The 26,888-nt window shown below is 38.8% G+C and carries 19 protein-coding genes and 5 tRNA genes; 23 read left to right on the top strand and 1 reads right to left on the bottom strand.

All coding sequences use genetic code 11. The annotated features are described in order from the left end of the window. Positions 1 to 161: 161 nt before the first annotated feature. The 17 genes from rpsU (at position 162) to rpoC (ending at position 14,657) form a co-directional block, all read left to right on the top strand. Positions 162 to 353, top strand: coding sequence for a 30S ribosomal protein S21 (gene rpsU / locus I6E24_RS07200; RefSeq protein WP_154043738.1), 192 nt, complete (start codon positions 162 to 164; stop codon positions 351 to 353). Between the two features lie 77 nt (positions 354 to 430). Continuing rightward, the gene (locus tag I6E24_RS07205) at positions 431 to 1,312 is read left to right on the top strand and encodes a tyrosine-type recombinase/integrase (protein ID WP_235327443.1); all 882 of its coding nucleotides are present in this window, start codon (positions 431 to 433) and stop codon (positions 1,310 to 1,312) included. Between the two features lie 16 nt (positions 1,313 to 1,328). Then, the gene (gene hpf / locus I6E24_RS07210; RefSeq protein ID WP_235327445.1) at positions 1,329 to 1,628 is read left to right on the top strand and encodes a ribosome hibernation-promoting factor, HPF/YfiA family; all 300 of its coding nucleotides are present in this window, start codon (positions 1,329 to 1,331) and stop codon (positions 1,626 to 1,628) included. Between the two features lie 91 nt (positions 1,629 to 1,719). Beyond that, a tRNA-Thr gene (locus I6E24_RS07215) sits at positions 1,720 to 1,793 on the top strand. Positions 1,794 to 1,803: 10 nt separating this feature from the next. Continuing rightward, positions 1,804 to 1,886: transfer RNA gene (locus tag I6E24_RS07220), tRNA-Tyr, on the top strand. Positions 1,887 to 1,897: 11 nt separating this feature from the next. Then, a tRNA-Gly gene (locus tag I6E24_RS07225) sits at positions 1,898 to 1,970 on the top strand. A gap of 23 nt (positions 1,971 to 1,993) precedes the next feature. Further along, positions 1,994 to 2,065, top strand: a tRNA-Thr gene (locus I6E24_RS07230). Positions 2,066 to 2,117: 52 nt separating this feature from the next. Continuing rightward, positions 2,118 to 3,302: an elongation factor Tu gene (gene tuf / locus I6E24_RS07235; protein WP_235327447.1), complete on the top strand. Its 1,185-nt coding sequence runs from the start codon at positions 2,118 to 2,120 to the stop codon at positions 3,300 to 3,302. 62 nt (positions 3,303 to 3,364) lie between these two features. Then, positions 3,365 to 3,437: transfer RNA gene (locus I6E24_RS07240), tRNA-Trp, on the top strand. Positions 3,438 to 3,453: 16 nt separating this feature from the next. Continuing rightward, positions 3,454 to 3,648, top strand: coding sequence for a preprotein translocase subunit SecE (secE, locus tag I6E24_RS07245; protein ID WP_235327449.1), 195 nt, complete (start codon positions 3,454 to 3,456; stop codon positions 3,646 to 3,648). A 12-nt stretch (positions 3,649 to 3,660) separates the two neighbouring features. Then, positions 3,661 to 4,203 (top strand): transcription termination/antitermination protein NusG, encoded by a 543-nt coding sequence (nusG, locus tag I6E24_RS07250; protein ID WP_235327451.1) that lies wholly within the window; start codon positions 3,661 to 3,663, stop codon positions 4,201 to 4,203. Between the two features lie 59 nt (positions 4,204 to 4,262). Continuing rightward, a complete protein-coding gene (rplK, locus tag I6E24_RS07255) occupies positions 4,263 to 4,706 on the top strand; it encodes a 50S ribosomal protein L11 (protein WP_235327453.1) in 444 nt (147 codons plus the stop codon). 16 nt (positions 4,707 to 4,722) lie between these two features. Beyond that, on the top strand, positions 4,723 to 5,421 hold the full coding sequence (gene rplA / locus I6E24_RS07260; protein WP_154043745.1) for a 50S ribosomal protein L1: 699 nt from the start codon (positions 4,723 to 4,725) through the stop codon (positions 5,419 to 5,421). Positions 5,422 to 5,435: 14 nt separating this feature from the next. Continuing rightward, positions 5,436 to 5,951, top strand: a complete 516-nt coding sequence (rplJ, locus tag I6E24_RS07265; RefSeq protein ID WP_235327455.1) for a 50S ribosomal protein L10 — start codon at positions 5,436 to 5,438, stop codon at positions 5,949 to 5,951. A 75-nt stretch (positions 5,952 to 6,026) separates the two neighbouring features. Continuing rightward, complete coding sequence (rplL, locus tag I6E24_RS07270; protein WP_007567329.1) at positions 6,027 to 6,404, top strand: 50S ribosomal protein L7/L12; 378 nt, start codon at positions 6,027 to 6,029, stop codon at positions 6,402 to 6,404. Between the two features lie 135 nt (positions 6,405 to 6,539). Further along, entirely contained in the window at positions 6,540 to 10,352 is a 3,813-nt protein-coding gene (gene rpoB / locus I6E24_RS07275; protein WP_235327457.1) for a DNA-directed RNA polymerase subunit beta, read from the top strand. 18 nt (positions 10,353 to 10,370) lie between these two features. After that, a complete protein-coding gene (gene rpoC, locus I6E24_RS07280; protein ID WP_235327459.1) occupies positions 10,371 to 14,657 on the top strand; it encodes a DNA-directed RNA polymerase subunit beta' in 4,287 nt (1,428 codons plus the stop codon). 85 nt (positions 14,658 to 14,742) lie between these two features. On the opposite strand, the gene I6E24_RS07285 is transcribed toward rpoC, so the two are convergent. After that, on the bottom strand, positions 14,743 to 15,753 hold the full coding sequence (locus tag I6E24_RS07285) for an ATP-dependent 6-phosphofructokinase (RefSeq protein WP_235327461.1): 1,011 nt from the start codon (positions 15,751 to 15,753) through the stop codon (positions 14,743 to 14,745). 144 nt (positions 15,754 to 15,897) lie between these two features. On the opposite strand from I6E24_RS07285, the gene I6E24_RS07290 reads away from it, so the two are divergent. The 6 genes from I6E24_RS07290 to I6E24_RS07315 all read left to right on the top strand — a co-directional run bounded on the left by I6E24_RS07290 (position 15,898) and on the right by I6E24_RS07315 (position 26,728). Continuing rightward, positions 15,898 to 17,406 (top strand): GH3 auxin-responsive promoter family protein, encoded by a 1,509-nt coding sequence (locus I6E24_RS07290; RefSeq protein ID WP_235327463.1) that lies wholly within the window; start codon positions 15,898 to 15,900, stop codon positions 17,404 to 17,406. 41 nt (positions 17,407 to 17,447) lie between these two features. Beyond that, on the top strand, positions 17,448 to 19,382 hold the full coding sequence (locus I6E24_RS07295; protein ID WP_235327465.1) for an Ig-like domain-containing protein: 1,935 nt from the start codon (positions 17,448 to 17,450) through the stop codon (positions 19,380 to 19,382). After that, positions 19,379 to 20,185 (top strand): DUF3108 domain-containing protein, encoded by an 807-nt coding sequence (locus I6E24_RS07300; RefSeq protein WP_235327467.1) that lies wholly within the window; start codon positions 19,379 to 19,381, stop codon positions 20,183 to 20,185. Before I6E24_RS07295 ends, I6E24_RS07300 begins: the two co-directional genes overlap by 4 nt. A 49-nt stretch (positions 20,186 to 20,234) precedes the next feature. Next, entirely contained in the window at positions 20,235 to 21,203 is a 969-nt protein-coding gene (locus I6E24_RS07305; protein ID WP_235327469.1) for a lytic transglycosylase domain-containing protein, read from the top strand. Positions 21,204 to 21,251: 48 nt separating this feature from the next. After that, positions 21,252 to 24,362, top strand: coding sequence for a glycoside hydrolase family 2 TIM barrel-domain containing protein (locus tag I6E24_RS07310; protein ID WP_235327471.1), 3,111 nt, complete (start codon positions 21,252 to 21,254; stop codon positions 24,360 to 24,362). Positions 24,363 to 24,619: 257 nt separating this feature from the next. Beyond that, on the top strand, positions 24,620 to 26,728 hold the full coding sequence (locus I6E24_RS07315) for a glycoside hydrolase family 97 protein (protein WP_235327473.1): 2,109 nt from the start codon (positions 24,620 to 24,622) through the stop codon (positions 26,726 to 26,728). The last annotated feature ends 160 nt before the right edge of the window (positions 26,729 to 26,888 follow it).

Consider the following 26,888-nt stretch of genomic DNA (forward strand, 5'->3'; position numbering starts at 1 on the left):
GGTTTTAGTAATTATTTGATTTACAAAGATAGTGCTATTTATGTGTTTTGTGGAAAAAATGCGTGGAAAGTTTTGTATATTAAGAAAGTATGTGTAATTTTGCACCGCAATTTTGACTGCGGAAAAATATTTAACAACAACATAATTAATTTTTTAAAAACATGATCGTAGTTCCAGTAAAAGAAGGCGAAAACATTGAAAAAGCGCTGAAAAAATTTAAGAGAAAATTTGAAAAAACAGGTGTTGTAAAAGAACTTAGAAGCAGACAGCAGTTTGACAAACCGTCTGTTTTGAAAAGATTGAAAATGGAACGTGCTATTTACGTTCAGAAATTACATCAGGTAGAAGAATAATAAATTCGCAAAGTTTTTTTTGAATTATTGAATTCTTTTTCATATATTCGTTGCTGAATTAATAATGCAATGTTTCTATGACAGTAGAGTCTTTCCTTCATTACCTAAGGTATGAACGTAACTATTCTGAGAAAACTGTTGTTTCTTATGGAATAGATTTAAGGGAGTTTCAAGGGTACTTGAATGGGGTGGACGGCGAATTGAAACTTGAGAACGTTGATTCTGATATAGTCCGAGGGTGGATTGTTAGACTGATGGAAGGTGGAATGTCAGAGGCTTCGGTAAATCGTAAGCTTAGTGCACTGAGAACTTTCTATAAGTATCTTTTGAAGAAAAAGATGATAACGGTCGATCCGATGTCTATAGTAAAGGGGCCGAAGCGGAAAAAGCCTTTGCCGACTTTTGTTAGGGAAAGTGATATGGATAGGCTTTTGGATGGCGGTCTTTTTGATGATTCGTTTGAAGGGGTTCGTGATAAGCTTATAATGGCCATGTTTTACGAAACAGGTGTGAGGCTTTCCGAATTGATATCGCTTAATGATGCTGATATAGATTTGTTTTCCAATGTTATGAAAGTGACGGGAAAACGAAATAAACAAAGGCTGATTCCTTTTGGAGAAAATCTGAAAAATGCTATACGGTCTTATGTGGAATGTAGAAATGTTGCGGTAGGCTGTTCTTGTGAGGCTTTTTTTGTAAGAAAAAACGGGAAAAGGCTGTATCAGATGTTGGTCTATAAATTGGTGAAGCAAAACCTGTCGAAAGTCGTTGCGTTGAAAAAAAGAAGTCCGCATGTGCTCAGACATTCATTTGCTACAGCGATGCTTAATAACAATGCAGAGCTGGAAGCTGTTAAGGAATTGTTAGGGCATGAAAGTGTTACGACTACTGAAATATATACTCATACGACTTTTGAAGAATTAAAAAAAGTATATAAACAAGCTCATCCAAGAGCGTAAAGAAAAGGAGGTTTTTATGGAAGTAAGAATTCAATCAATTCATTTCGATGCATCAGACAAATTAGAAGCTTTTATTCAGAAAAAAGCAGAGAAGCTCGAGAAGTTTTGCGACGATATAAAGAAAGTAGAGGTGTCTTTAAAGGTAGTAAAACCGGAAACAGCTATGAATAAAGAAGCTGGAGTCAGAATATTGGCTTTGAATTCCGAGTTTTACGCAGAAAAAGTATGCGATACATTCGAAGAAGCTATTGATACATGTATGGATGCTTTGTCGAAACAATTGCAGAAAACAAAAGAAAAACAGCAAATTAAATAAAAAAATAAGAGTATTTATTTTGTGATTTAAAAATTATATCTAACTTTGCAGCCGCAAACTACCGCTTTGCGGTTGCAAAGTTTTTGAACAAGCCTCTTTAGCTCAGTTGGCCAGAGCACGTGATTTGTAATCTCGGGGTCGTTGGTTCGAATCCGACAAGAGGCTCAAATTTTTAGGGCAAATACCAGAGTGGCCAAATGGGGCAGACTGTAAATCTGCTGGCTTACGCCTTCGGTGGTTCGAATCCATCTTTGCCCACAAAAGAAGATGCGGAAGTAGCTCAGTTGATAGAGCATTAGCCTTCCAAGCTGAGGGTCGCGGGTTTGAGCCCCGTCTTCCGCTCTCTTTGTTAATTTTGAATTATCGCTGTTATAGCTCAGCGGTAGAGCACTTCCTTGGTAAGGAAGAGGTCCCGGGTTCAAGTCCCGGTAACAGCTCTTAAGAAATAGAAAAGCTGATTATTAATCAAAATAAATAACAAGTAAAGCTATGGCTAAAGAGAAATTTGAACGTTCGAAACCGCATGTAAACATCGGTACAATTGGTCACGTTGACCACGGTAAAACTACTTTGACTGCTGCTATCACTACAGTATTGGCAAAGAAAGGTCTTTCAGAAATGCGTTCATTCGATTCTATCGATAACGCTCCTGAAGAAAAGGAAAGAGGTATCACTATCAATACTTCTCACGTAGAATATCAGACTGCTAACCGTCACTATGCACACGTAGACTGTCCGGGACACGCTGACTACGTTAAGAACATGGTAACTGGTGCTGCTCAGATGGATGGTGCTATCATCGTAGTTGCTGCTACTGATGGTCCTATGCCTCAGACTCGTGAACACATTCTTTTGGCTCGTCAGGTAAACGTTCCACGTCTTGTTGTATTCTTGAACAAGTGTGATATGGTTGACGATGAAGAAATGTTGGAACTTGTAGAAATGGAAATGCGTGAATTGCTTTCATTCTATGATTTCGACGGTGACAACACTCCTATCATCCGTGGTTCTGCACTTGGTGCTTTGAATGGTGTTCCACAGTGGGAAGACAAAGTAATGGAACTTATGGACGCTGTTGATACATGGATTCCACTTCCTCCACGTGATATCGATAAACCATTCTTGATGCCTGTTGAAGACGTATTCTCAATCACTGGTCGTGGTACAGTTGCTACAGGTCGTATCGAAGCTGGCGTAATCAAAGTTGGTGATGAAGTTGAAATTCTTGGTCTTGGTGAAGATAAGAAATCAGTTGTAACTGGTGTTGAAATGTTCCGTAAATTGTTGGATCAGGGAGAAGCTGGTGATAACGTAGGTTTGTTGCTTCGTGGTATCGACAAGAATGAAATCAAACGTGGTATGATCCTTTGCCACCCAGGACAGGTTAAAGCTCACTCTAAATTCAAAGCTGAGGTTTATATCTTGAAGAAAGAAGAAGGTGGTCGTCACACTCCATTCCACAACAAATACCGTCCTCAGTTCTACTTGCGTACTATGGACTGTACTGGTGAAATCACATTGCCAGAAGGAGTTGAAATGGTAATGCCAGGTGATAACGTTACTATCAACGTTGAACTTATCTACCCAGTAGCATTGAACGTAGGTCTTCGTTTCGCTATCCGTGAAGGTGGACGTACAGTAGGTGCTGGTCAGATTACAGAACTTCTTGACTAATCAAGATAATTAATAAGAATATTTATATAGTTCCCGAGAAATTTATTTCGGGAACTATTTTTACGGGAATAGCTCAGTTGGTAGAGCATCGGTCTCCAAAACCGAGTGTCGGGAGTTCGAGCCTCTCTTCCCGTGCTAAAATTGATAAGATATGTTTAAAAAGATAGCTAATAGTTGTAAGGAATCATATGACGAACTAGTCCATAAAGTTACATGGCCTACTAGTAAGGAACTTTCTAGCAGTGCAGTGGTTGTTTTAACTGCTTCCCTACTCATTGCACTCGTTGTTTTTCTTATGGATTCTGCATTCCAGTTTATAATGGGAGATATTATCTATCCGCACTAAAGTATTATAAAGATGTCTGAGATTGTAAAAAAATGGTACGTGTTACGTGCTGTCAGTGGAAAAGAAGCTAAAGTGAAGGAATACCTTGATGCAGATTTAAGGCATAACGAACTTAGCGAATTTGTGTCTCAGGTATTGATTCCTACCGAGAAGTACGTTCAGGTTCGCAATGGAAAGAAAATTGTGAAAGAAAGAAGCTATCTGCCTGGATATGTACTTGTTGAAGCTGCACTAGTGGGAGAAGTAACTCATTATTTGAGAAATATTCCTAATGTAATCGGCTTCCTCGGCGGTCAGGAAAATCCTGTACCTCTGAGACAATCGGAAGTGAATCGTATTTTAGGTACGGTAGATGAATTGCAGGAAGTAGAAGAGGATTTAAGCATCCCTTATACTGTGGGAGAAACAGTGAAAGTTTGTGTTGGACCTTTCACAGGCTTCAGTGGTTTTATTGAAGAAGTGAGTACGGAAAAACGTAAATTGAAAGTAATGGTCAAAATTTTCGGGCGTAAAACTCCGCTTGAATTAGGCTTTACGGATGTGGAAAAAGAATAACTCATTTTGTTACGTGAGTCTGTTCTATTCGTTAATCAATTATATTAAATTTTAAAGAAATGGCTAAAGAAGTTGCTGGACTAATCAAATTACAGATTAAAGGAGGCGCTGCAAATCCATCACCTCCCGTTGGACCTGCTTTAGGTTCTAAGGGTATTAATATCATGGAATTTTGCAAGCAATTCAACGCCAGAACCCAGGACAAGGCAGGTAAAGTATTGCCTATTATCATTACCTACTACACAGACAAGTCTTTTGATTTTGTAATCAAAACTCCTCCTGTAGCAATACAGTTGTTGGAAATGACTAAATTGAAGAGCGGTTCTGCTGAACCTAACCGTAAGAAAGTTGCTGAACTGACTTGGGATCAGGTTCGTACTATCGCTCAGGACAAGATGGTCGACTTGAACTGCTTTACTATTGAAGCTGCTATGAGAATGGTAGCTGGAACAGCTAGAAGTATGGGTATCGCTGTAAAAGGTGACTTCCCGGGTAATAACTAATTAACTTCAATTGAGAATGGGTAAACTGACAAAAAATCAAAAGTTAGCTGCAGAAAAAATTGAAGCAGGGAAAGCATACTCACTGAAAGAAGCTTCTGAATTGGTGAAAGAAATCACTTTTACAAAATTCGATGCTTCATTGGATATTGACGTACGTTTAGGTGTTGACCCTCGTAAGGCAAACCAGATGGTAAGAGGTGTTGTTTCTCTTCCTCATGGTACAGGTAAGCAGGTTAGAGTGCTTGTTCTGTGTACACCTGATGCTGAAGCTGCTGCAAAAGAAGCTGGTGCTGACTATGTTGGTCTTGATGAATATATTGAAAAGATCAAAGGTGGATGGACTGATATTGATGTGATCATCACTATGCCGTCTATCATGGGTAAGATCGGTGCTCTGGGTCGTGTGCTCGGTCCTCGTGGATTGATGCCAAACCCTAAGAGTGGTACTGTAACTATGGATGTAGCTAAGGCTGTTAAGGAAGTTAAGCAAGGTAAGATTGACTTTAAGGTTGATAAGAGTGGTATCGTTCATACTTCAATCGGTAAAGTATCATTCACTGCTGACCAGATCCGTGAAAATGCGAAAGAATTTATCGCAACTATCATTAAACTGAAACCAACTACAGCTAAGGGTACTTATATAAAGAGTATTTATCTTTCAAGTACAATGAGTAAGGGTATCAAAGTTGACCCTAAATCAGTTGACGAAATTTAAAATAAGGAGTAATCATGAGAAAGGAAGATAAAGGCGCAATTATAAGTCAGTTGGCTGATACTGTAAAGCAATACGGACATTTCTACTTGGTTGATACAACTGCTATGGATGCAGCTTCAACAAGTGAACTTCGTAGAAAATGTTTCAAGGCTGGTATCAAGCTGATGGTTGTGAAGAATAGTTTGCTTCACAAAGCATTAATGAGTTTGGACGTTGATTTCTCTCCATTGTTCGACTCTTTGAAAGGTACAACTTCTGTTATGTTTACAGAAACAGCAAACGTACCTGCTAAATTGCTTAAAGAGTATAAGGACGGAGTTCCTTCTTTGAAAGCTGCATACGCTGAAGAAGGTTTCTATGTTGGAGCAGATCAGCTTGAAGCTCTCGCTACAATCAAGAGCAAGAACGAAGTTATCGCAGATATCATTGCATTGTTGCAATCGCCTGCTAAGAACGTTGTTTCAGCTCTTCAATCTGGTGGTAACACCATTCACGGAGTTCTTAAGACTTTGGGTGAACGTGCTGAATAATAACACGATTCATATCTTAGGAAACAATAATTTTTTATATTCAATTTAGTAACAAACAATTAAATTCATACAAAAATGGCAGATTTGAAAGCTTTTGCAGAACAATTAGTTAACTTGACAGTAAAAGAAGTTAATGAACTTGCAACTATCCTTAAAGAAGAATATGGTATTGAACCTGCTGCTGCAGCTGTAGCTGTTGCTGCTGGTCCTGCTGCTGCTGGTGCAGCTGCTGCTGAAGAAAAAACATCTTTCGATGTAGTTTTGAAGAGCGCAGGTGCTGCTAAGTTGCAGGTAGTTAAGGCCGTTAAAGAAGCATGTGGTCTTGGCTTGAAAGAAGCAAAAGACATGGTTGACGGTGCTCCTAGCGTAGTTAAAGAAGGTTTGGCTAAAGACGAAGCTGAATCTTTGAAGAAAGTTTTGGAAGAAGCTGGAGCTGAAGTTGAGCTTAAATAAGATTATCCTGTAAATCAGGTAGTTCGGTTAAGAGTCCTCGTAATTGAGGATTCTTAACCTTTTTGCGTCTCAAAGTATATCGTTGTTTTAAACAACGTAAATTATAATTTTTTTTAATTCTTAACTGAATTACTGATGTCTTTAAACACTCAAAATCAAAGAATTAATTTTGCTTCTATTAAGAATCCGATGCAGTATCCGGATTTCTTGGAAGTACAATTGAAATCGTTCCACGATTTCTTGCAATTGGACACTCCGCCTGAACAACGTAAGAAGGACGGTCTATACAAGGTTTTCTCAGAGAATTTTCCTATAGCAGATACACGTAATAATTTCGTGCTCGAGTTCCTTGACTACTATATCGATCCACCTCAATATTCAATTGATGAATGTCTTGAACGTGGTTTGACATATAGTGTTCCTTTGAAAGCTAAAATGAAGCTTTACTGTACTGACCCCGATCACGAAGATTTTGATACAGTGATACAGGATGTTTTCTTGGGGCCTATACCTTATATGACACCAAAGGGAACTTTTGTGATAAACGGTGCTGAACGTGTTGTGGTATCGCAGTTGCATCGTTCGCCAGGTGTATTCTTTGGTCAGAGTATCCATGCTAATGGAACTAAATTGTATTCTGCTCGTATTATACCTTTTAAAGGTTCTTGGATAGAGTTCGCAACAGATATCAACAATGTCATGTATGCGTATATTGACCGTAAGAAAAAATTGCCGGTTACAACTCTTTTAAGAGCAGTTGGTTTTGAGAACGATAAGGATATATTGGAAATCTTTAATCTTGCTGAAGAAATTAAGGTTAATAAGCAGAACCTTAAGAAGATAGTTGGAAGAAAACTTGCAGCACGTGTCCTGAAAACATGGACTGAAGATTTCGTTGATGAAGATACTGGTGAAGTAGTTTCTATCGAGCGTAATGAGGTTGTTATCGACCGTGAAACAGTAATAGAACCGGATCATATTGAGACTATCATTGAGTCTGGTGTACAGAATATTCTGGTTCACAATGACAATGCAAACGCTTCTGACTACTCAATTATATATAATACACTGCAGAAAGACCCATCTAACTCTGAGAAGGAAGCTGTATTGTACATCTACAGACAGTTGAGAAATGCTGATCCTGCTGATGATGCCAGTGCACGCGAAGTTATCAACAACCTGTTCTTCTCTGAAAAACGTTATGACTTGGGTGATGTAGGTCGTTACAGAATTAACAAGAAGTTGTCACTTGATACATCAATGGATGTTAGGGTGTTGACTAAACAGGATATTATCGAAATCATCAAATACCTTATTGAGCTTATCAACTCTAAGGCTGACGTTGATGATATCGACCACTTGAGTAACCGTCGTGTACGTACCGTTGGAGAACAGCTTTCAAATCAGTTCTCTATTGCTTTGGCACGTATGAGCCGTACTATTCGTGAACGTATGAATGTGCGTGACAATGAAGTGTTTACTCCGATAGATTTGATTAATGCCAAGACTATTTCGTCTGTAATCAATTCGTTCTTCGGAACAAATGCATTGTCACAGTTCATGGACCAGACTAATCCATTGGCTGAGATTACACATAAACGTCGTCTCTCTGCTCTTGGTCCTGGTGGTCTTTCACGTGACCGTGCCGGATTCGAGGTACGTGACGTACACTATACTCACTACGGACGTTTGTGTCCTATCGAAACTCCTGAAGGTCCGAACATCGGTTTGATTTCTTCTTTGTGTGTATATGCAAAGATTAATGATCTTGGATTTATCGTAACTCCTTATCGTAAAGTTAAGGATAGTGTCGTTGATCTCTCTCCAGAAGGTATTGAATATCTTTCTGCCGAAGAAGAAGAAGATGTAATCATAGCTCAGGGTAATGCTCCACTTAATGATGACGGAACATTTATCCGTGAAAAAGTTAAAGCTCGTCGTGACGCTGACTATCCTGTGGTTACACCAGATCAGGTACAGTTGATGGACGTTTCTCCTCAGCAGATTGCATCAATAGCTGCTTCATTGATTCCATTCCTTGAACATGATGACGCTAACCGTGCGTTGATGGGATCAAACATGATGCGCCAGGCTGTTCCATTGTTGCGTACCGAAGCTCCTATTGTTGGTACAGGTATTGAAAAACAGCTTTGTGAGGATTCAAGAACTCAGATTGCTGCAGAAGGCGATGGCGTTATTGATTTCGTCGATGCTACAACAATACGTATATTATATGATCGTACTGAAGATGAGGAATTCGTAAGTTTCGAATCTGCATTGGTTGAATATAAGATACCTAAGTTCCGCAAGACTAACCAGAGCATGACTATTGACTTGCGCCCAATTTGTTCTAAAGGACAGCGTGTCAAGAAAGGTGATATACTTACTGAAGGATATTCTACTGCTAACGGAGAACTTGCATTAGGTAAGAATCTTTTGGTTGCATACATGCCTTGGAAGGGTTACAACTATGAGGATGCTATTGTGTTGAATGAACGCGTAGTAAGAGAAGATATTCTAACTTCTGTCCATGTAGATGAATATATCCTTGAAGTTCGTGAAACTAAGCGTGGTATGGAAGAGCTTACTGCTGATATTCCTAATGTTAGTGAAGAAGCTACTAAAGACCTTGATGAAACAGGTATCGTTCGTATCGGTGCGCGTATTGAACCGGGAGATATTCTTATTGGTAAGATTACACCTAAGGGTGAATCTGATCCTTCTCCTGAAGAAAAATTGCTTCGCGCTATTTTTGGTGATAAGGCTGGTGATGTTAAGGATGCTTCTCTTAAAGCTTCTCCTTCATTACGAGGTGTTGTTATATACAAGAAATTATATTCTCGTGTTATTAAGACTCGTAGTGAGAAGAATGCGGATAAGTTGATTCTTCCAAAACTTAATGAGGAATTTGAGGAAAAAGTAGCCAAACTTAAGGATATACTTATTGATAAACTTATGATTCTTACTAATAATCTTGTATCACAAGGTGTTAAAGATTATTTAGGAACAGAAGTTATCGCCAAAGGTGCTAAGTTTACAAAACGCGATCTTGAAATACTTGATTATACTATTATCCAGTTAAGCTCATGGACTTCTGATGAACATAAGAATGAGTTGATACGTTCATTGGTTATGAATTATATCAAGAAGTACAAAGAATTGGATGCTGAACTGAAGCGTAAGAAATTCGCTCTTACAATTGGAGACGAATTGCCATCGGGTATAATGCAGATGGCTAAGGTATATATAGCTAAGAAGCGTAAGATTGGTGTTGGTGATAAGATGGCCGGACGTCACGGTAACAAAGGTATTGTGTCACGTGTTGTAAGACAAGAGGATATGCCGTTCTTGGCTGATGGTACTCCGGTAGATATTGTATTGAATCCGTTGGGTGTGCCTTCACGTATGAATATCGGACAGATATTCGAAGCTGTTTTAGGACGTGCAGGTAAAGAACTTGGACTTAAGTTTGCTACACCAATTTTTGATGGTGCTACACTTGATGATTTGGACAAATGGACAGATAAAGCTGGTCTTCCACGCTATTGTAAGACATATTTGTATGACGGTGGTACAGGTGAGCAATTTGACCAACCGGCTACTGTGGGTGTTACATATATGTTGAAGCTTGGACACATGGTTGAAGATAAGATGCATGCTCGTTCAATTGGTCCATATTCGTTGATTACTCAGCAGCCACTTGGTGGTAAAGCCCAGTTCGGTGGTCAGCGTTTCGGAGAAATGGAGGTTTGGGCTATCGAGGCATTCGGTGCTGCTCATATTCTTCAGGAAATACTGACAATCAAGTCAGATGACGTTGTAGGTCGTTCGAAGGCTTACGAAGCAATTGTTAAGGGTGAACCAATGCCTACTCCGGGCATACCTGAATCATTGAACGTATTGCTTCATGAATTAAGAGGCTTGTGCTTGAGCATTACAATGGAATAAACAAAAAACAAATTAAGTATGGCTTTTAGAAAAGACACTAAAATAAAAAGTAATTTTTCGAAAATTACTATTGGTTTGGCTTCACCTGAAGAGATCCTTGAGAACTCTTATGGTGAGGTTCTCAAACCTGAAACAATTAATTACCGTACCTATAAGCCCGAACGTGACGGCTTGTTCTGTGAACGTATTTTCGGTCCTGTTAAGGATTACGAATGTCACTGTGGTAAGTATAAACGTATTCGATATAAAGGTATTGTCTGCGACCGTTGTGGTGTTGAAGTAACAGAGAAGAAAGTACGCCGTGAACGTAGCGGACATATACAGTTGGTTGTACCGGTTGCTCATATCTGGTACTTCCGTTCATTGCCTAATAAAATCGGTTATCTGCTCGGCTTGCCTACAAAGAAGCTTGACGCAATCATTTATTATGAACGTTATGTCGTAATACAACCGGGTATTAAGGCTGAAGACGGATTGAGCAAGTACGATTTGCTTGAAGAAGGCGAATATCTTGACATTATGGAATCACTTCCGAAGGAAAATCAGTTCCTTGACGATAGTGATCCTAACAAGTTCATCGCTAAGATGGGTGCTGAAGCTATTTATGATCTTCTTGCAGGATTGGATCTAGACGCTTTGTCATACGAACTTCGTCATAAGGCAAATAATGATTCTTCACAACAGCGTAAGAACGAAGCATTGAAACGTTTGCAGGTTGTTGAATCGTTCCGTGCTTCTAAGGGAAGAAACAAGCCGGAATGGATGATTATCAAGAACGTACCTGTTATTCCGCCAGAATTGCGTCCGCTTGTTCCATTGGATGGTGGCCGTTTCGCAACTTCTGACTTGAATGATTTGTATCGTCGTGTAATCATACGTAATAACCGTCTGAAGAGACTTATCGAAATCAAGGCTCCGGACGTAATCTTGCGTAATGAAAAGCGTATGCTTCAGGAAGCTGTTGACTCATTGTTCGATAACTCTCGTAAGGCAAGCGCGGTTAAGACAGACGCTAACCGTCCTTTGAAATCTCTTTCTGATAGCTTGAAAGGTAAGCAGGGACGTTTCCGTCAGAACTTGTTGGGTAAGCGTGTTGACTACTCCGCACGTTCGGTAATTGTCGTTGGTCCTGAATTGAAGATGGGTGAGTGCGGTATTCCAAAATTGATGGCTGCCGAACTTTACAAGCCATTTATCATCAGAAAACTTATTGAAAGAGGTATCGTCAAGACTGTAAAATCTGCGAAGAAGATTGTTGACCGCAAGGAAGCAGTTATATGGGATATCCTGGAACATGTAATGAAAGGACACCCTGTATTGCTGAACCGTGCTCCGACACTTCACCGTCTTGGTATCCAGGCATTCCAGCCTAAGATGATTGAAGGAAAGGCTATCCAGCTTCATCCGTTGGCATGTACAGCGTTCAACGCCGACTTCGATGGTGACCAGATGGCGGTTCACTTGCCTTTGAGTAACGAGGCTGTGTTGGAAGCTCAGATGCTGATGTTGCAGTCACACAATATCCTTAATCCAGCAAATGGTGCGCCTATCACAGTGCCAGCTCAGGATATGGTTCTTGGTCTTTACTATATCACTAAACTGCGTAAGGGTGCCAAAGGTGAAGGCTTGATATTCTACGGACCAGAGGAAGCACTTATTGCTTACAATGAAGGTAAGGTAGATATCCATGCAATAATCAGTGTTGTGGCTAATGACTTGGATGAAAATGGAAATATCGTAAAGAAGATGATTAAGGAAACATCAGTTGGACGTGTGATTGTAAATGAAATTGTTCCAGATGAATGTGGATTCCTTAATACTATTATATCTAAGAAGTCATTGCGTGACATCATCAGCGACGTAATCAAGGCTGTGGGTGTTGCACGTGCTTGTGAATTCCTTGATGGTATCAAGAACCTTGGTTATAAGATGGCATTCGAAGGTGGTTTGTCATTCAACCTTGGTGATATTATCATACCAAAAGAGAAGGAAGAACTTGTTAAACGTGGTAACGAAGAAATTGAACAGATCATGATGAACTATAACATGGGTTTCATCACTGACAATGAACGTTACAATCAGGTTATTGATACATGGACACACGTTAACAGTGATTTGTCTGACATTCTATATAAGACTATTAAGAACGACGACCAGGGATTCAACTCAGTATTTATGATGCTTGATTCCGGAGCCCGTGGTTCTAAGGAACAGATTCGTCAGTTGTCTGGTATGCGTGGTTTGATGGCTAAACCTCAGAAGGCAGGTGCTGAAGGTGCCCAGATTATTGAAAACCCTATCCTTTCTAACTTTAAGGAAGGTCTTTCGGTGTTGGAGTACTTTATTTCAACTCACGGTGCTCGTAAGGGTCTTGCCGATACTGCGTTGAAGACAGCCGATGCCGGATATTTGACTCGTCGTCTTGTCGATGTTTCACACGACGTGATTATCAATGAAGAAGACTGTGGTACTTTACGTGGACTTGTATGTACAGCGTTGAAGAATAACGATGAAGTAATTGCAACTCTTTACGAACGTATTTTGGGACGTGTTTCTGTACACGACATTATACATCCTACAACTGGTGAGCTTATTGTTGCTGCCGGTGAGGAAATAACAGAAGCAATAGCTGAAGAAATAGAAAAATCACCTATCGAAAGCGTAGAAATCCGTTCTGTGCTTACTTGTGAATCGAAGAAGGGTGTTTGTGCTAAATGTTACGGACGTAACCTTGCTTCAAGTAAGATGGTTCAGAAAGGTGAGGCTGTGGGTGTCATCGCTGCGCAGTCAATCGGTGAACCAGGTACACAGCTTACTCTTCGTACATTCCACGCCGGAGGTATCGCGGGTAACATGGCTGCAAATGCATCTATCGTTGCTAAGAATCCTGCCCGTCTGGAATTTGAAGAATTGCGTACTGTCGACGCTGTAGAAGAAACAGGCGAACCAGTTAAGATTGTTGTTGGTCGTTTGGCTGAAGTTCGTTTCGTTGATATTAATACTGGTATAATATTGTCAACTCACAACGTACCTTACGGTTCAAAACTTTATGCTGCTGATGGAGAAATCGTTGAGAAGGGTAAACTTATTGCAAAATGGGACCCATTCAATGCCGTAATCGTAACAGAAGTTGGTGGTAAGATAGACTTTGAGTCTGTAATTGAAAACGTAACATATAAGGTTGAATCAGACGAAGCTACAGGTTTACGCGAAATCATTATTACTGAGTCTAAAGATAAGAATAAGATTCCTTCATTACACATCCTAGATGAAAATGGCGGTATCTTGCGTACATACAACTTGCCTGTAGGTGGCCACGTAGTAGTAGAAGATAAGGAGAACGTTAAGGCCGGTGATATTCTTGTTAAGATACCGCGTGCTGTAGGTAAGGCTGGTGATATCACCGGTGGTCTTCCACGTGTGACAGAGTTGTTCGAGGCTCGTAATCCATCTAACCCAGCTGTTGTTTCAGAAATTGATGGTGAAATCACAATGGGTAAGATTAAGCGTGGTAACCGTGAAATCATTGTTACTTCTAAGACTGGTGAAGTACGCAAGTATCTTGTAGCGTTGTCAAAACAGATCCTTGTACAGGAAAATGACTATGTACGTGCAGGAACTCCGTTGTCTGATGGCGCTATAACTCCTGCCGATATCTTGGCTATCAAGGGCCCTACTGCAGTACAGGAATACATCGTTAACGAAATCCAGGACGTTTACCGTCTACAGGGTGTGAAGATTAACGATAAGCACTTTGAAATCATCGTACGTCAGATGATGCGTAAGGTACAGATTGACGAACCGGGTGATACTAGATTCCTTGAACTTCAGGTAGTAGACCGTATGGAATTCAATGAAGAGAACGATAGAATCTGGGGTAAGAAAGTTGTTATCGATGCTGGAGATTCTCAGAATTTGAAGCCAGGTCAGATTGTAACAGCTCGTAAGTTGAGAGACGAAAACAGCTTATTGAAGCGTCGTGACCTGAAGCTTGTAGAAGTTCGTGATGCAGTACCGGCAACATCAACTCAGATACTTCAGGGTATCACTAGAGCTGCTCTTCAGACATCAAGCTTTATGTCGGCTGCTTCGTTCCAGGAAACAACCAAAGTTCTTAATGAAGCTGCTATTAATGGTAAGGTTGACCGTTTGGAAGGTATGAAGGAAAATGTTATTTGCGGTCACTTGATTCCTGCCGGAACTGGTCAGCGTGAGTTTGAAAAGATTGTCGTAGGTTCTAAAGATGAGTACGACAGAATCTTGGCTAATAAAAAGAATATATTAGATTATAGTGATGTAGAATAATTGTTCTTTTATCATATAAAAAGAGCAGTAACTTAATCTTGAGATTAGAGAGTTACTGCTCTTTTTTTATTATATAACACATGTCTTATCCGAAGCATATTCCCATTCTTCTACCTTGTATTACAAGTTCGTGATCTTCTGTTACCAATCTTGTTTTTCCGGCTGTCTCTGATAGAGGTATTGAGCTGATTTTGTTTCCCTGCAATGCAACCATTCTTCCAAATTCACCGTTTGATATCAATTCTACTGCGTGTCCACCCATAATAGTTGCCAGATTTCTGTCAAATGCAGTTGGACTTCCTCCTCTTTGTATATATCCCAAGACAGTTTCTCTTGTTTCAAATCCGGTTTCATATTCTATTTCTTCGGCAATATATTGTGCAGGTTTTTTCCCATCTGGCGTATTAATACCTTCTGCTACTACCACTATTGAATAAGGTTTTCCTTTTTTAAGTCGGCTAATTATTGTGTCACCTATTCTATGAATATTAAAAGGTATTTCAGGCATAAGAATAATATCGCCCCCTCCAGCCATACCTGAATATAGTGCCAGCCATCCGGCTTTATGTCCCATTACTTCTATAACCATAACTCTTTGATGAGAACTGGCTGTGGAGTGCAGTCTGTCAATGGCATCAGCAGCAATTGATACAGCCGAATCGAAACCGAAAGAGAAATCTGTTCCCCATACATCATTGTCTATAGTTTTTGGTATACTTATTACATTCACTCCAACCTCCATGAGCTTGGCTGCTGTTTTTTGTGTTCCATTACCACCAATGCATACAAGGCAGTCTATACCATATTCTTCAAGTGTTTTCATTATCATTGATGGCTTGCTATTCCCTGTTGTAGCCAAAGTCTTTTTGAATGGTTTTTCTCTTGATGTACCAAGAATTGTTCCTCCCATTGTAAGTAAACCGGAGGTTGAATCTTCCGTCAAAGGATTTATGTGACCATCCATAAGGCCTCTGAAACCATTATGAATACCATATACTTCCATTCCATAATGGTTTAAGGCACATTTGCATACTCCTCTTATTGTTGCATTTATACCCGGGCAGTCTCCTCCTGAAGTCAATATTCCTATTTTCATAACACTCATAATATTTTTATGATGTAAAGTTATTAAAAAAACAAGATTTACTTGTTTTTCACAAAAAAATAATCATACTAGTCATATATATAATAATAAAAAACCTACCTTTGCATAACATCAAAATGAATAAATGTAATCAATATGAATCCAACCAAATTGATTGACAAAATATTTTTGCCTCGTAGAAAACAGATTGACAAATATTCTTTTAGAGCGGAAGAAATACAGAACTCAGTTTTAAAAAAACTAGTGAATTGTGCTGTAGATACTGAGTGGGGTAGATCTCATAATTATAAAGAGATAAGCAAATACACAGATTTTGCAAGACTTCCTTTACAGGGATATGAGGATATCAAAGAATATGTAGACCGTATGCGTCATGGTGAAAAAGACGTGTTATGGCCTGGAACAATCAAATGGTATGCCAAGTCTTCAGGTACAACCAATGATAAGAGTAAATTTATTCCCGTATCACCTGATGGACTAAAAAATATCCATTATCGTGGCGGTACTGATGCGGTGGCACTATATTTGGGAGAGAACCCGAATAGTCGTTTTTTCTCAGGTAAAGGATTGATACTTGGTGGAAGCCATGCTCCTAATTATAATCTTAAGGATAGTCTTGTTGGCGATTTGTCTGCAATACTTATCCAGAATGTCAGTCCTTTGGTTAATCTTATTCGTGTACCAAGCAAGGAAATAGCTTTGTTGGGTGAGTTTGAAGAAAAAGTTGAGAGAATAGCTTCTTCTACAGTTAATAAGAATATCACAAATATTTCTGGTGTACCTTCATGGATGCTTGCTGTAATCAAACGAATACTTGAGAAAACAGGAGCTAAGACTTTAGACGAAGTATGGCCTAATCTTGAAGTATTTTTTCATGGAGGAGTTTGTTTTACTCCATATAGAGAACAATATAAATCACTTATTAATTCTGATAAAATGCATTATATGGAGACATATAATGCCAGTGAAGGTTTCTTTGGATTGCAGAGTTCACTTTCGGATCCGTCAATGTTGTTGATGATAGATTATGATGTGTTTTATGAATTTATACCATTGGATGAGTTTGATAATGAAAATCCTTCGGTTGTTCCATTGTGGGGGGTAGAAATAGGGAAGAATTATGCGATGGTGATCAGCACATCCTGCGGATTATGGAGATATATAATTGGCGATACAGTTAAGTTCACTCAGAAGAATCCTTATAAGTTTATAATTACGGGGCGTACCAAACATTTTATAAACGCTTTTGGTGAGGAGTTGATGATTGATAACGCTGAAAAGGGATTGCAGATAGCGTGTAAGGAAACCGGTGCTCAGATTCTTGAGTATTCCGCTGCTCCGGTATTTATGGATTCTAATGCTAAGTGTCGTCATCAGTGGCTTATAGAGTTTAGTTCTATGCCAGATTCTATAGAACACTTCCGTCATGCTCTAGATAAAGCATTGCAAGGTATAAACTCCGATTACGAAGCTAAGAGACATAAAGATATTACATTGCAAGAACTTGAAGTAATAGTAGCTCGTCCAGGTTTATTCCATGATTGGCTCAAACAGAAAGGAAAACTTGGCGGACAACATAAGATTCCACGTTTGAGCAATAACCGTGAGCATATCGATAGTATGCTGAAGCTGAATAATCTGTAATATAAAAAAACGAACAACAATAAAAAAACAGTGAAAATAAAATGAAATTCTCTTCTTTACATATTCTTCCGCTCTGTGTAATAATATTTATATTATATGCTTGTGCCAGTACAGGAACGCCTGACGGAGGTCCATACGATGAGACACCACCAAAATTTGTACGTTCTACTCCTGAACCAAACGCAATAAACAACCAGCGCAAGAAAATATCAATAGAGTTTGATGAATTCATAAAAATAGAGAATGCTGCAGAAAAGGTTATAATATCTCCACCTCAGTCTGAAGCTCCTGAAGTTAAGGCTAGCGGCAAGAGAGTTTTGGTTGAATTCTTTGATTCTTTAAGAGAAAATACTACATATACGATTGATTTTGGTGATGCCATCGTTGACAATAATGAAGGTAACCCAATGGGGGATTTTGCATACGCATTTTCTACAGGTGATAGAATTGATACTATGCAAGTGTCAGGAACTGTATTGAATGCTCAGGATCTTGAACCGATCAAAGGTATTCAGGTAGGATTGCATAAGAACTTGAACGATACAGCTTTTACCAGTTTGCCTTTTGACAGAATTTCCAGAACTGACAGTCGTGGTCGCTTTACAATTAAAGGTATAGCTCCTGGAAAGTATCGTATTTATGCTCTTAAGGATGGAAACCAGAATTATCTTTTTGATTCAAAGACAGAAATTATTGCATATTCAGATTCTCTAATTGTCCCTTCTATGGAGCCTGCTTCCAGGCAGGATACAACATGGAACGCTTTTGACACATTGAAAATAGATACAATAATAAAAGTGAATTATACTCGTTTCATGCCCGATGATATTGTGCTAAGGGCTTTTAAGGAAGAGACCACTATGCAGTATCTTTCAAAAAGTGAAAGAGAACAGCTGAACAGATTTTCTTTATACTTTAGTGCCAAAGCTGACACACTTCCTACAGTCAAAGGACTGGATTTTGATGAAAAAGATGCTTTTGTTATTGAACCTTCAATAAACAATGATACTATACGCTATTGGATAAAGGATTCTGTTTTATGTGAAAAGGATACTCTTACTATACAGTTAGATTATCTTTACACCGATTCTTTGGGTAAATTGGTTCCAAAGCGTGATACATTAGTCATGATGAATAAGGTCAATAAGGAGAAACGTATGGCTATGGCCAAAGAAGAACAGGAAAAGAAAGAGAAAGAACTGAAAAAGAAACAGAAAAAAGGAGATACAATCAACGTAGTCGAAACAAAGTTTTTCAATATGAATGTTGATGCTCCATCATCAATGGACATTAATAAGAATATATGTATAAGTTTCGAAGAGCCGGTTCAGAGTATAGACACTTCAATGATTCATATTGACTTGAAGGTAGATACATTATGGCAGGTCGAACGTTTCTTGTTTGTAGCCGATAGTCTGCTTCCAAGGAAATACTATATATTAAGCGATTGGAAACCTGGAAATGAATATAGACTTACCATTGATTCTACAGCTATAAAGAGTATTTACGGACTACATACCAATAAAGTTGAGAATACAGTGAAGATAAAGAATCTTGAAGAATATGGTACACTCTATCTCAATATAAGTGGAGCCGGAAATAATGCTGTAGTCCAGCTCTTAAACTCTAGTGATGCAGTAGTAAGGGAACAGAAAGTGAAGGCTAACAATACATGTGACTTTTATTTCCTTCAGCCAAATACCAAATATTACATCAGGATGTATATTGATAGCAATAACAATGGTAAGTGGGATACTGGTACATACGACAAGAAGATACAGCCCGAACAGGTCTATTATTTCCCTAAAGTTTGGGAGATGAAAGCAAACTTTGATTTTGAGGAAAACTGGGATGTGAATGCAGTACCTCTTGACAAACAGAAACTGGATGAAATAAAAAAACAGAAACCGGAGGAAGCCAAGAAAATCAAAGATAGAAACAAAGAACGAGCAAAAAAATTAGGACTTACATCATGATAAAACGACTTTTTATCAGCATATTCCTGTTTTTATTTATCAGTGTATGCGCAAAAGCACAGTGTGGGGCTTTAAATGATGCTATAAAGCCTGGTGAAGAATTGTCATATGAATTGAAATTCAATTGGAAGTTTATTTGGATAGATGCCGGATGGGCGAAAATGACAGTTAATACTACTAATTATAATGGCAGAACATGTCTGAAAACAGATCTTGAATCATTTACCAACAAGCGTATTGATATGTTTTTCAGGATGCGTGATACCTTGACGTGTATCACTTCAGAGGATTTGGTACCTTTATATTTTCGAAAAGGAGCCGCCGAGGGTAAAAGATATAGTGTAGACGATGTGAAGTTTAGCTATCGTAATGGTAAATGTATAGTTGACCAGTCCAGAACAGTCAATGGTAATATCCGAAAAGATTTTCAGGAGTCGCAGGTCTGTGTTTACGATATGTTGAGCATTCTTCTTCAGGCACGATCGTACGATGCTTCCGATTACGAGGTCGGTGACAAAATTTTGTTTTCTATGGCTACAGGCAAAGATATAGAAAAACAGACACTAATATACCGTGGTAAGGAAATATATAAGGCAGAGAATAATTCGAAATACAGATGTCTGGTCTTTTCCCTTGTTGAGTATGTCAAAGGAGAAGAAAAAGAAGTGATAACATTCTATGTTACTGATGATAGGAATCATCTTCCTGTAAGACTTGATATGTATCTCAATTTTGGTTCTGCAAAAGCTTTCCTTAAAGAAATTAAGGGTAATAAATATCCTTTGGATTGTATTGTGAAGTAAACTTCATATATTTGTTTTTGTGATTAACCAGGATAAAAATCTTTATATTATGAGTGACAAATTTAGAAAATCAGTTACTGGCATATTTGTAGTGATTCTCTTGTGCATTTGCCCTTTTCTGGTAAATGCTTATTGTATAGGTTCGGACGAGACAGAAAAATCAGTTCAGAACTATTCATGTGTGGAGGTCCCAAGATATGTTGAGTTCTGTGGTGACACTATAGATTTGACACGCTATGATCGTCATGAGCGTATGGATCGTGAGCTAATGGCCTTTTCTTTTATGCATAGCACTTCCATACAGACAATAAAACGTGCCAACAGATATTTCCCAGTCATCGTTCCTATATTGAAGGAAAACGGAATACCAGAGGATTTCAAATATCTCATGGCAATAGAAAGTGCATGCAATCCCTTGGCACGTTCAGGTGCCGGTGCCGCAGGACTTTGGCAGTTTATGCCAACTACAGGCAAAGAGTATGGTCTTGAGGTTAATTCGCATGTTGACGAAAGGTATCATATAGAGAAATCCACAGTTGCAGCTTGTAAATATCTGAAAGATGCATATCGTAAGTTTGGCGACTGGATAAGTGTAGCAGCATCTTACAATGCCGGTCAAGGTAGGATTTCCCAGCAGCAGGAACGTCAATACACAGATGAAACCCTCGATCTCTATCTTGTAGAGGAGACCGCCAGATATGTCTACCGTATTTTTGCTGCAAAGATTTTATTTAGCAATCCTTCAGCTTTTGGCTTTTATTTGAGACATTCTGATTTGTACCCTCAAATACATTACCGTACAGTAAAAGTTTCAGAAAGTATTTCCGATCTGGCACGTTTTGCGCGTGGTCAGGGATTGACGTATGCACTTTTGAAAAATCTTAATCCTTGGTTGCGCTCTACATCATTGCCATCTAGAAATGGAAAAGAATATACAATAAAACTGCCGGAAAATGATAAAGCAGACTACAACCCTGATTTTACGATACCATACAGTAAAGAATGGGTAGTAGAATGATATATAAGTTTTTGAATTATAATTATAACTTTATAACCTAAAACTATCATGAATAAATTTTTTTACTTAACTGCTTTATATGCTTGTTCATTTACGGCTTCAGCTCAGACCTTCAAGGAATGGCAGGACCCTCAGGTAAATGAAATAAACAGAGCTCCTATGCATTCCACTTTTTTTGCGTATGAGGATCTCGAATCTGCTTCAGTGTCAGTGAAAGAAAAATCTGCAAACTACATGACTTTGAACGGAACATGGAAATTCTTTTGGGTTGCCAATGCTGATGAACGTCCAACCGACTTTTATAGAATAGGATATAATGACAAGGGATGGGACGATATGCAGGTTCCTGCAGTTTGGGAGCTCAACGGTTATGGCGACCCAATATATGTAAATGTTGGGTATGCCTGGAGAAATCAGTACAAGAACAATCCTCCATACGTTCCTGTGGAGAAAAATCATGTAGGCTCATATAGAAAGGAAATAATTGTTCCTGCCGATTGGAAAGGTAAAGATATTATTGCTCATTTTGGTTCTGTTACTTCCAATATGTATTTATGGGTTAATGGAAAGTTTGTTGGATACAGTGAGGACAGCAAACTTGAAGCTGAGTTCGATGTGACTAAATATCTGAAACCCGGTGAGGAAAACCTTATAGCTTTTCAGGTGTTCCGTTGGTGTGACGGTACATACCTTGAAGATCAGGATTTTTTCCGTTATAGTGGAGTCGGACGCGACTGTTACCTTTATGCCCGAAATAAAAACAGGATAGATGACATCCGCATCACACCAGATTTGGACAGCAATTACAAAGATGGAAAACTTGATGTTGAACTCAAATTAAAGGGTAATAATAAGGTTAAACTTGAACTTCTCGATGCATGTGGAAATGTAGTAGCCGAGAAAGAAGTCAAAGGTTCCGGTAATGTAAATACAGACTTACAGTTGGAGAATCCAGTTAAATGGACTGCCGAAACTCCATATCTATATACACTTCGCGCAAGTGTAAGTAAAGGTTCTGTAATTACAGAAGTAGTTCCTGTAAATGTAGGTTTCCGAAAGATTGAGATTAAAAATGCTCAGATTCTAGTTAATGGTCAACCGGTATTATTCAAGGGAGCCAATCGTCATGAAATGGATCCTGACGGAGGATATGTTGTTTCGCGCGAACGTATGCTGCAGGATATTCAGATAATGAAAAAATTCAATATCAATGCAGTTCGTACATGTCATTATCCTGATGATGCATATTGGTATGAATTATGCGATAAGTACGGTATATATATGGTGGCAGAGGCAAATATCGAGTCACACGGTATGGGATATGGCGAGAGTACATTGGCAAAGAATAAGAAATATGCCAAAGCGCATATGGAAAGAAACATACGCAACGTACAGCGAAATTTCAATCATCCGAGCATTATATTCTGGTCATTGGGGAATGAAGCCGGATATGGACCGAATTTCGAAGCTGCCTACGATTGGATAAAAGCTGAAGATCCTAGCCGTGCTGTTCAGTATGAACAGGCAGGCAAGACAGGTAAGACCGATATATTCTGTCCAATGTATTATAGATATAAAGGTTGCGAAGAATATTCTAAGGATGCAAATTCTGAAAAACCACTTATACAGTGTGAGTACGCACATGCTATGGGTAACTCAGAAGGCGGTTTTAAGGAATATTGGGATTTGGTTCGTAAATATCCTAAATATCAGGGTGGATTTATTTGGGATTTTGTTGATCAGTCATGCCGCTGGACAGGTGAAAACGGTAAGATGATATATGCTTATGGTGGCGACTTTAACCGTTTTGATGCTAGCGACAATAATTTCTGCGATAATGGTCTTATCAGTCCCGATCGTGTTCCTAATCCTCACATGTATGAAGTGGGCTATTTCTATCAGAACATTTGGACTACACCTGCCGATTTAAGTAAAGGTGAGCTCAATATATATAATGAGAATTTCTTTACTGATCTTTCATCATATAGAATGGAATGGCAGCTTCTGAAAGATGGAAAGATTGTACGTAGTGGAATATTGGACAATCTTAAGGTTGAGCCTCAGCAGATTGCCAAAGTCAAACTTGATTTAGGTGAGACAGACAATACTGGTGAATGGCTTCTTAACGTAAGTTATGTGCAGAAAATCACAGAACACCTTTTGCCTGCCGGTCATGTTGTAGCAAGAAATCAGATTGTTGTTAGACCATATGAAGCACCGGAAATGCAGATAGCTAATGTGGCACAGAGTAATATAAAGGTCAGTCAGCCTGTAGTTAACGATGAAAATTCCAATTGTTTGGAAATTTCAGGCGAATCTTTCAATATTCAGTTTAATAAAAGTAATGGTTTTATGGACTATTACGAAGTGAATGGTACAGCTATGATAAAGGAAGGGGCACAGTTGACACCAAACTTCTGGCGTGCTCCAACAGATAATGATTATGGAGCAGGGCTACAGAAAAAGAATGCTGTTTGGAGAAATCCTGAAATGAAACTTCTTTCATTGAATCATGATGTAGTCGACGGCATGGTTGTAGTATCTGCAGAGTATGAAATGAAGTCCGTATCTGCAAAACTTAACATTGAGTATACTGTCAATAACGTTGGTGCTGTAAAGGTCACTCAGAAAATGATTTCTGACAAGAGTGCTAAAGTGGCTGACATGTTCCGTTTTGGTATGCAACTTGTAATGCCAGAGTCGTTCGAAAAGATAATTTATTACGGTCGTGGCCCGATAGAAAACTATTCCGACCGCAATCATAGTGCAGATCTTGGTATATACAATCAGACTGTTACGGAGCAATTCTATCCATATATTCGTCCGCAGGAGAATGGAACCAAAACGGATATTCGTTGGTGGAAACTATTGAATAATGAAGGTAAAGGACTGATTTTTGTATCCGAATCACCGTTCTCAGCTTCTGCACTGCATTATACTATAGAATCTCTTGATGACGGTGAACAGAAAGATCAGCGTCATTCTTTCGAGGTTGAGCCATCACCGCTGACCAATTTCCTTATTGATAAGGCTCAACAGGGGCTTGCTTGTGAGGATAGTTGGGGAGCCATACCTCTTCCTCAATATAGATTGCCATACGGTGATTATGAATTTACATTCATAATGACTCCGGTTTCAGACGTTTTTTTTATTGAATAAAGTAATGGATAAAACGCGGGCAAATTTTACTTAAAACGTGGGCAAGTTTTATCCTAAACTTGCCCACGTTTTTCTGTACTTCGCTCGGTGTAATCAATGATATTGTTGAATCATGATTTACCTGGAACACATATTGATTAGAGAAAGGGATAGTTGGGAATGATCAATATCTTCCTGTGGAAAGGAAATATCTTACAGTAAAATGAGTTGGTAAAGATAAACAAGAAATAATAATAAAACATTAAAATCGTACAATAATGAGAAGAAAAGTATTATTGATTATTGGACTATTTGGAATAGTGTTGTCGGCTATTGCTCAAAAATTGACCTCGCCTGATGGTAATCTGACGATGGATTTTCATCTTACAGCCGACAAATCGCCAGTTTATTCGCTTACGTATAAAGGAAAAACTGTTATAAAAGAAAGTCGGATGGGGTTCTTGGTACGTCCGTCGTATGATTTCAGTAGTAACTTTCGTATAGTTGAAACGGAAGAAGACGCTTCTGACACTACGTGGAATACTGTATGGGGACAGAATAGCGTGGTTCGTGATAATCATAAAGAACTTTTTGTGGCTCTAGAACAGGAAAATACAGGCTGGAAGTTTAATATCCGTTTCCGCATATTTGACGATGGACTGGGATTCCGTTACGAATTTCCTGTACAGAAGGAATTGCGTCATTTCTCGTTGAATGAGGAAGTTACCGAATTCCAGTTGGCTGGCGATTATAAGGCTTTCTGGATACCGGCAGACTATGATACCAATGAGTTTCAGATAACTACTTCTAAATTGTCTGAGATACCATCTCTTATAGATGAGGCTCGAAATGAAGCTCTTGCCTGCAAATCTTCGACTCCAAATCTTGCAGTGCAGACTCCTCTTATGCTGAAATCAGATGACGGACTGTATATTAACATACACGAAGCTGCACTTGTGAACTATCCGGCAATGCATTTGAATCTGGATGCTGAAACTTTTTTGATGAGTGCACATCTTACACCGGATAAGAATGGCGTGAAGGGATATATACAGACTGGTAGTGTCACACCATGGCGTACAATTATTGTAAGCGATGATGCCCGTGATATTTTGGCCTCGAACTTAATAATAAACCTGAATGAACCATGTAAGATCGAGGATACTTCATGGATTAAACCGACAAAATATGTCGGAGTATGGTGGGAATATTTCACTGGAGGAGGTTCAACCTGGTCGTATACAGACTGTCAGGATATTGTTATAGGGAAGACTGACTATACAAAATTGAAACCTCATGGACATCATGGTGCTAATACGTCTCATGTAAAAGAATATATTGATTTTGCAGCTAAACATGGTTTTGATGCAGTATTGGTCGAAGGTTGGAATGAAGGATGGGAAGATAACTATGCTTACGCTAAAGAGTATATGTATAGCTTCACAAAAGCATATCCTGATTTTGACGTTAAGGAACTTCAGAATTATGCAGCTTCTAAAGGAATAAAGATTATAATGCATCATGAAACAACATCTTCGGTAATAGATTATGAGCGTCAGATGCATGATGCTTTCCGCTTTATGAAAGAACGTGGATATGATGCCGTTAAGACAGGATATGTTGGCCCTATAATTCCACGTAGCGAACATCATGATGGTCAGTGGATGGTAAATCACTATAATAGGGTAGTAGAGGAAGCGGCCAAGTATAAGATTATGGTGAACTCTCATGAAGCTGTACGTCCTACAGGAATGTATCGTACTTATCCAAACTGGATTGCACAGGAATCAGCACGAGGTACAGAGTTTGAGTCGTTCAATGGTATCCGTCAGGACCATCAGACTATATTGCCATTTACTCGCCTTATGGGAGGGCCAATGGATTATACTCCGGGAATTTTTGAAGGAGATTTGTCCGTTTATGGCAATAATAAAGCAAAGGTTGGAACAACGCTTGTGAAACAGCTTGCCCTATATATAACAATGTATAGTCCACTTCAGATGGCCGCCGACCTGTATCAGAATTATGAGAAGCATCTGGATGCATTCCAATTTATTAAAGATGTTGCTGTAGATTGGGATAATACATATATTCTGGAAGCTGAGCCTGGAGATTATGTTACGATAGCACGTAAAGCACGTGGAAAAAATGAATGGTTTATAGGTGGTATAACCGATGAAAATAGTCGTGTAGCCATTATCAATCTGGACTTCTTGCCTAAAGGAAAGAAATATCAGGCTACTATCTATGCAGATGGAAAGAAAGCTGACTGGAAGGATAATCCGAAAGATTATATAATTTCTAACAGGAAAGTAAGCTGTAAAACCGTATTGAAGCAGAAACTTGCTGCAGGTGGTGGTGTGGCTATTAGTATAAAGGAGCTATAATATAAATTGAATTAGTTTTAAGACTATTCATAATGAATATTTGTCAGTTGAAAAATGAAATATAGATTTTAATAGGTGTCATTATGTCATATTGTTAGATTGGCACACTTTTAGTTATAAGGTTTGACGTCAGTATATGACAAAATAAACAGATAATAAC

The sequence above is a fragment of the Bacteroides caecigallinarum genome (assembly GCF_021530995.1).
Lineage (GTDB): Bacteria > Bacteroidota > Bacteroidia > Bacteroidales > Bacteroidaceae > Phocaeicola > Phocaeicola faecigallinarum.

What these genes read in the sequence shown, in the direction of transcription:
- I6E24_RS07285 (WP_235327461.1), bottom strand. Translation starts at nt 15,753, where the DNA reads ATGAAAATAGGAATATTGACTTCAGGAGGAGACTGCCCGGGTATAAAT.
- rplA (WP_154043745.1), top strand. Translation starts at nt 4,723, where the DNA reads ATGGGTAAACTGACAAAAAATCAAAAGTTAGCTGCAGAAAAAATTGAA.
- I6E24_RS07305 (WP_235327469.1), top strand. Translation starts at nt 20,235, where the DNA reads ATGAGTGACAAATTTAGAAAATCAGTTACTGGCATATTTGTAGTGATT.
- hpf (WP_235327445.1), top strand. Translation starts at nt 1,329, where the DNA reads ATGGAAGTAAGAATTCAATCAATTCATTTCGATGCATCAGACAAATTA.
- I6E24_RS07290 (WP_235327463.1), top strand. Translation starts at nt 15,898, where the DNA reads ATGAATCCAACCAAATTGATTGACAAAATATTTTTGCCTCGTAGAAAA.
- rplL (WP_007567329.1), top strand. Translation starts at nt 6,027, where the DNA reads ATGGCAGATTTGAAAGCTTTTGCAGAACAATTAGTTAACTTGACAGTA.
- I6E24_RS07310 (WP_235327471.1), top strand. Translation starts at nt 21,252, where the DNA reads ATGAATAAATTTTTTTACTTAACTGCTTTATATGCTTGTTCATTTACG.
- nusG (WP_235327451.1), top strand. Translation starts at nt 3,661, where the DNA reads ATGTCTGAGATTGTAAAAAAATGGTACGTGTTACGTGCTGTCAGTGGA.
- I6E24_RS07205 (WP_235327443.1), top strand. Translation starts at nt 431, where the DNA reads ATGACAGTAGAGTCTTTCCTTCATTACCTAAGGTATGAACGTAACTAT.
- secE (WP_235327449.1), top strand. Translation starts at nt 3,454, where the DNA reads ATGTTTAAAAAGATAGCTAATAGTTGTAAGGAATCATATGACGAACTA.
- rpoC (WP_235327459.1), top strand. Translation starts at nt 10,371, where the DNA reads ATGGCTTTTAGAAAAGACACTAAAATAAAAAGTAATTTTTCGAAAATT.
- rpoB (WP_235327457.1), top strand. Translation starts at nt 6,540, where the DNA reads ATGTCTTTAAACACTCAAAATCAAAGAATTAATTTTGCTTCTATTAAG.
- I6E24_RS07315 (WP_235327473.1), top strand. Translation starts at nt 24,620, where the DNA reads ATGAGAAGAAAAGTATTATTGATTATTGGACTATTTGGAATAGTGTTG.
- rplJ (WP_235327455.1), top strand. Translation starts at nt 5,436, where the DNA reads ATGAGAAAGGAAGATAAAGGCGCAATTATAAGTCAGTTGGCTGATACT.
- rplK (WP_235327453.1), top strand. Translation starts at nt 4,263, where the DNA reads ATGGCTAAAGAAGTTGCTGGACTAATCAAATTACAGATTAAAGGAGGC.
- tuf (WP_235327447.1), top strand. Translation starts at nt 2,118, where the DNA reads ATGGCTAAAGAGAAATTTGAACGTTCGAAACCGCATGTAAACATCGGT.
- I6E24_RS07295 (WP_235327465.1), top strand. Translation starts at nt 17,448, where the DNA reads ATGAAATTCTCTTCTTTACATATTCTTCCGCTCTGTGTAATAATATTT.
- rpsU (WP_154043738.1), top strand. Translation starts at nt 162, where the DNA reads ATGATCGTAGTTCCAGTAAAAGAAGGCGAAAACATTGAAAAAGCGCTG.
- I6E24_RS07300 (WP_235327467.1), top strand. Translation starts at nt 19,379, where the DNA reads ATGATAAAACGACTTTTTATCAGCATATTCCTGTTTTTATTTATCAGT.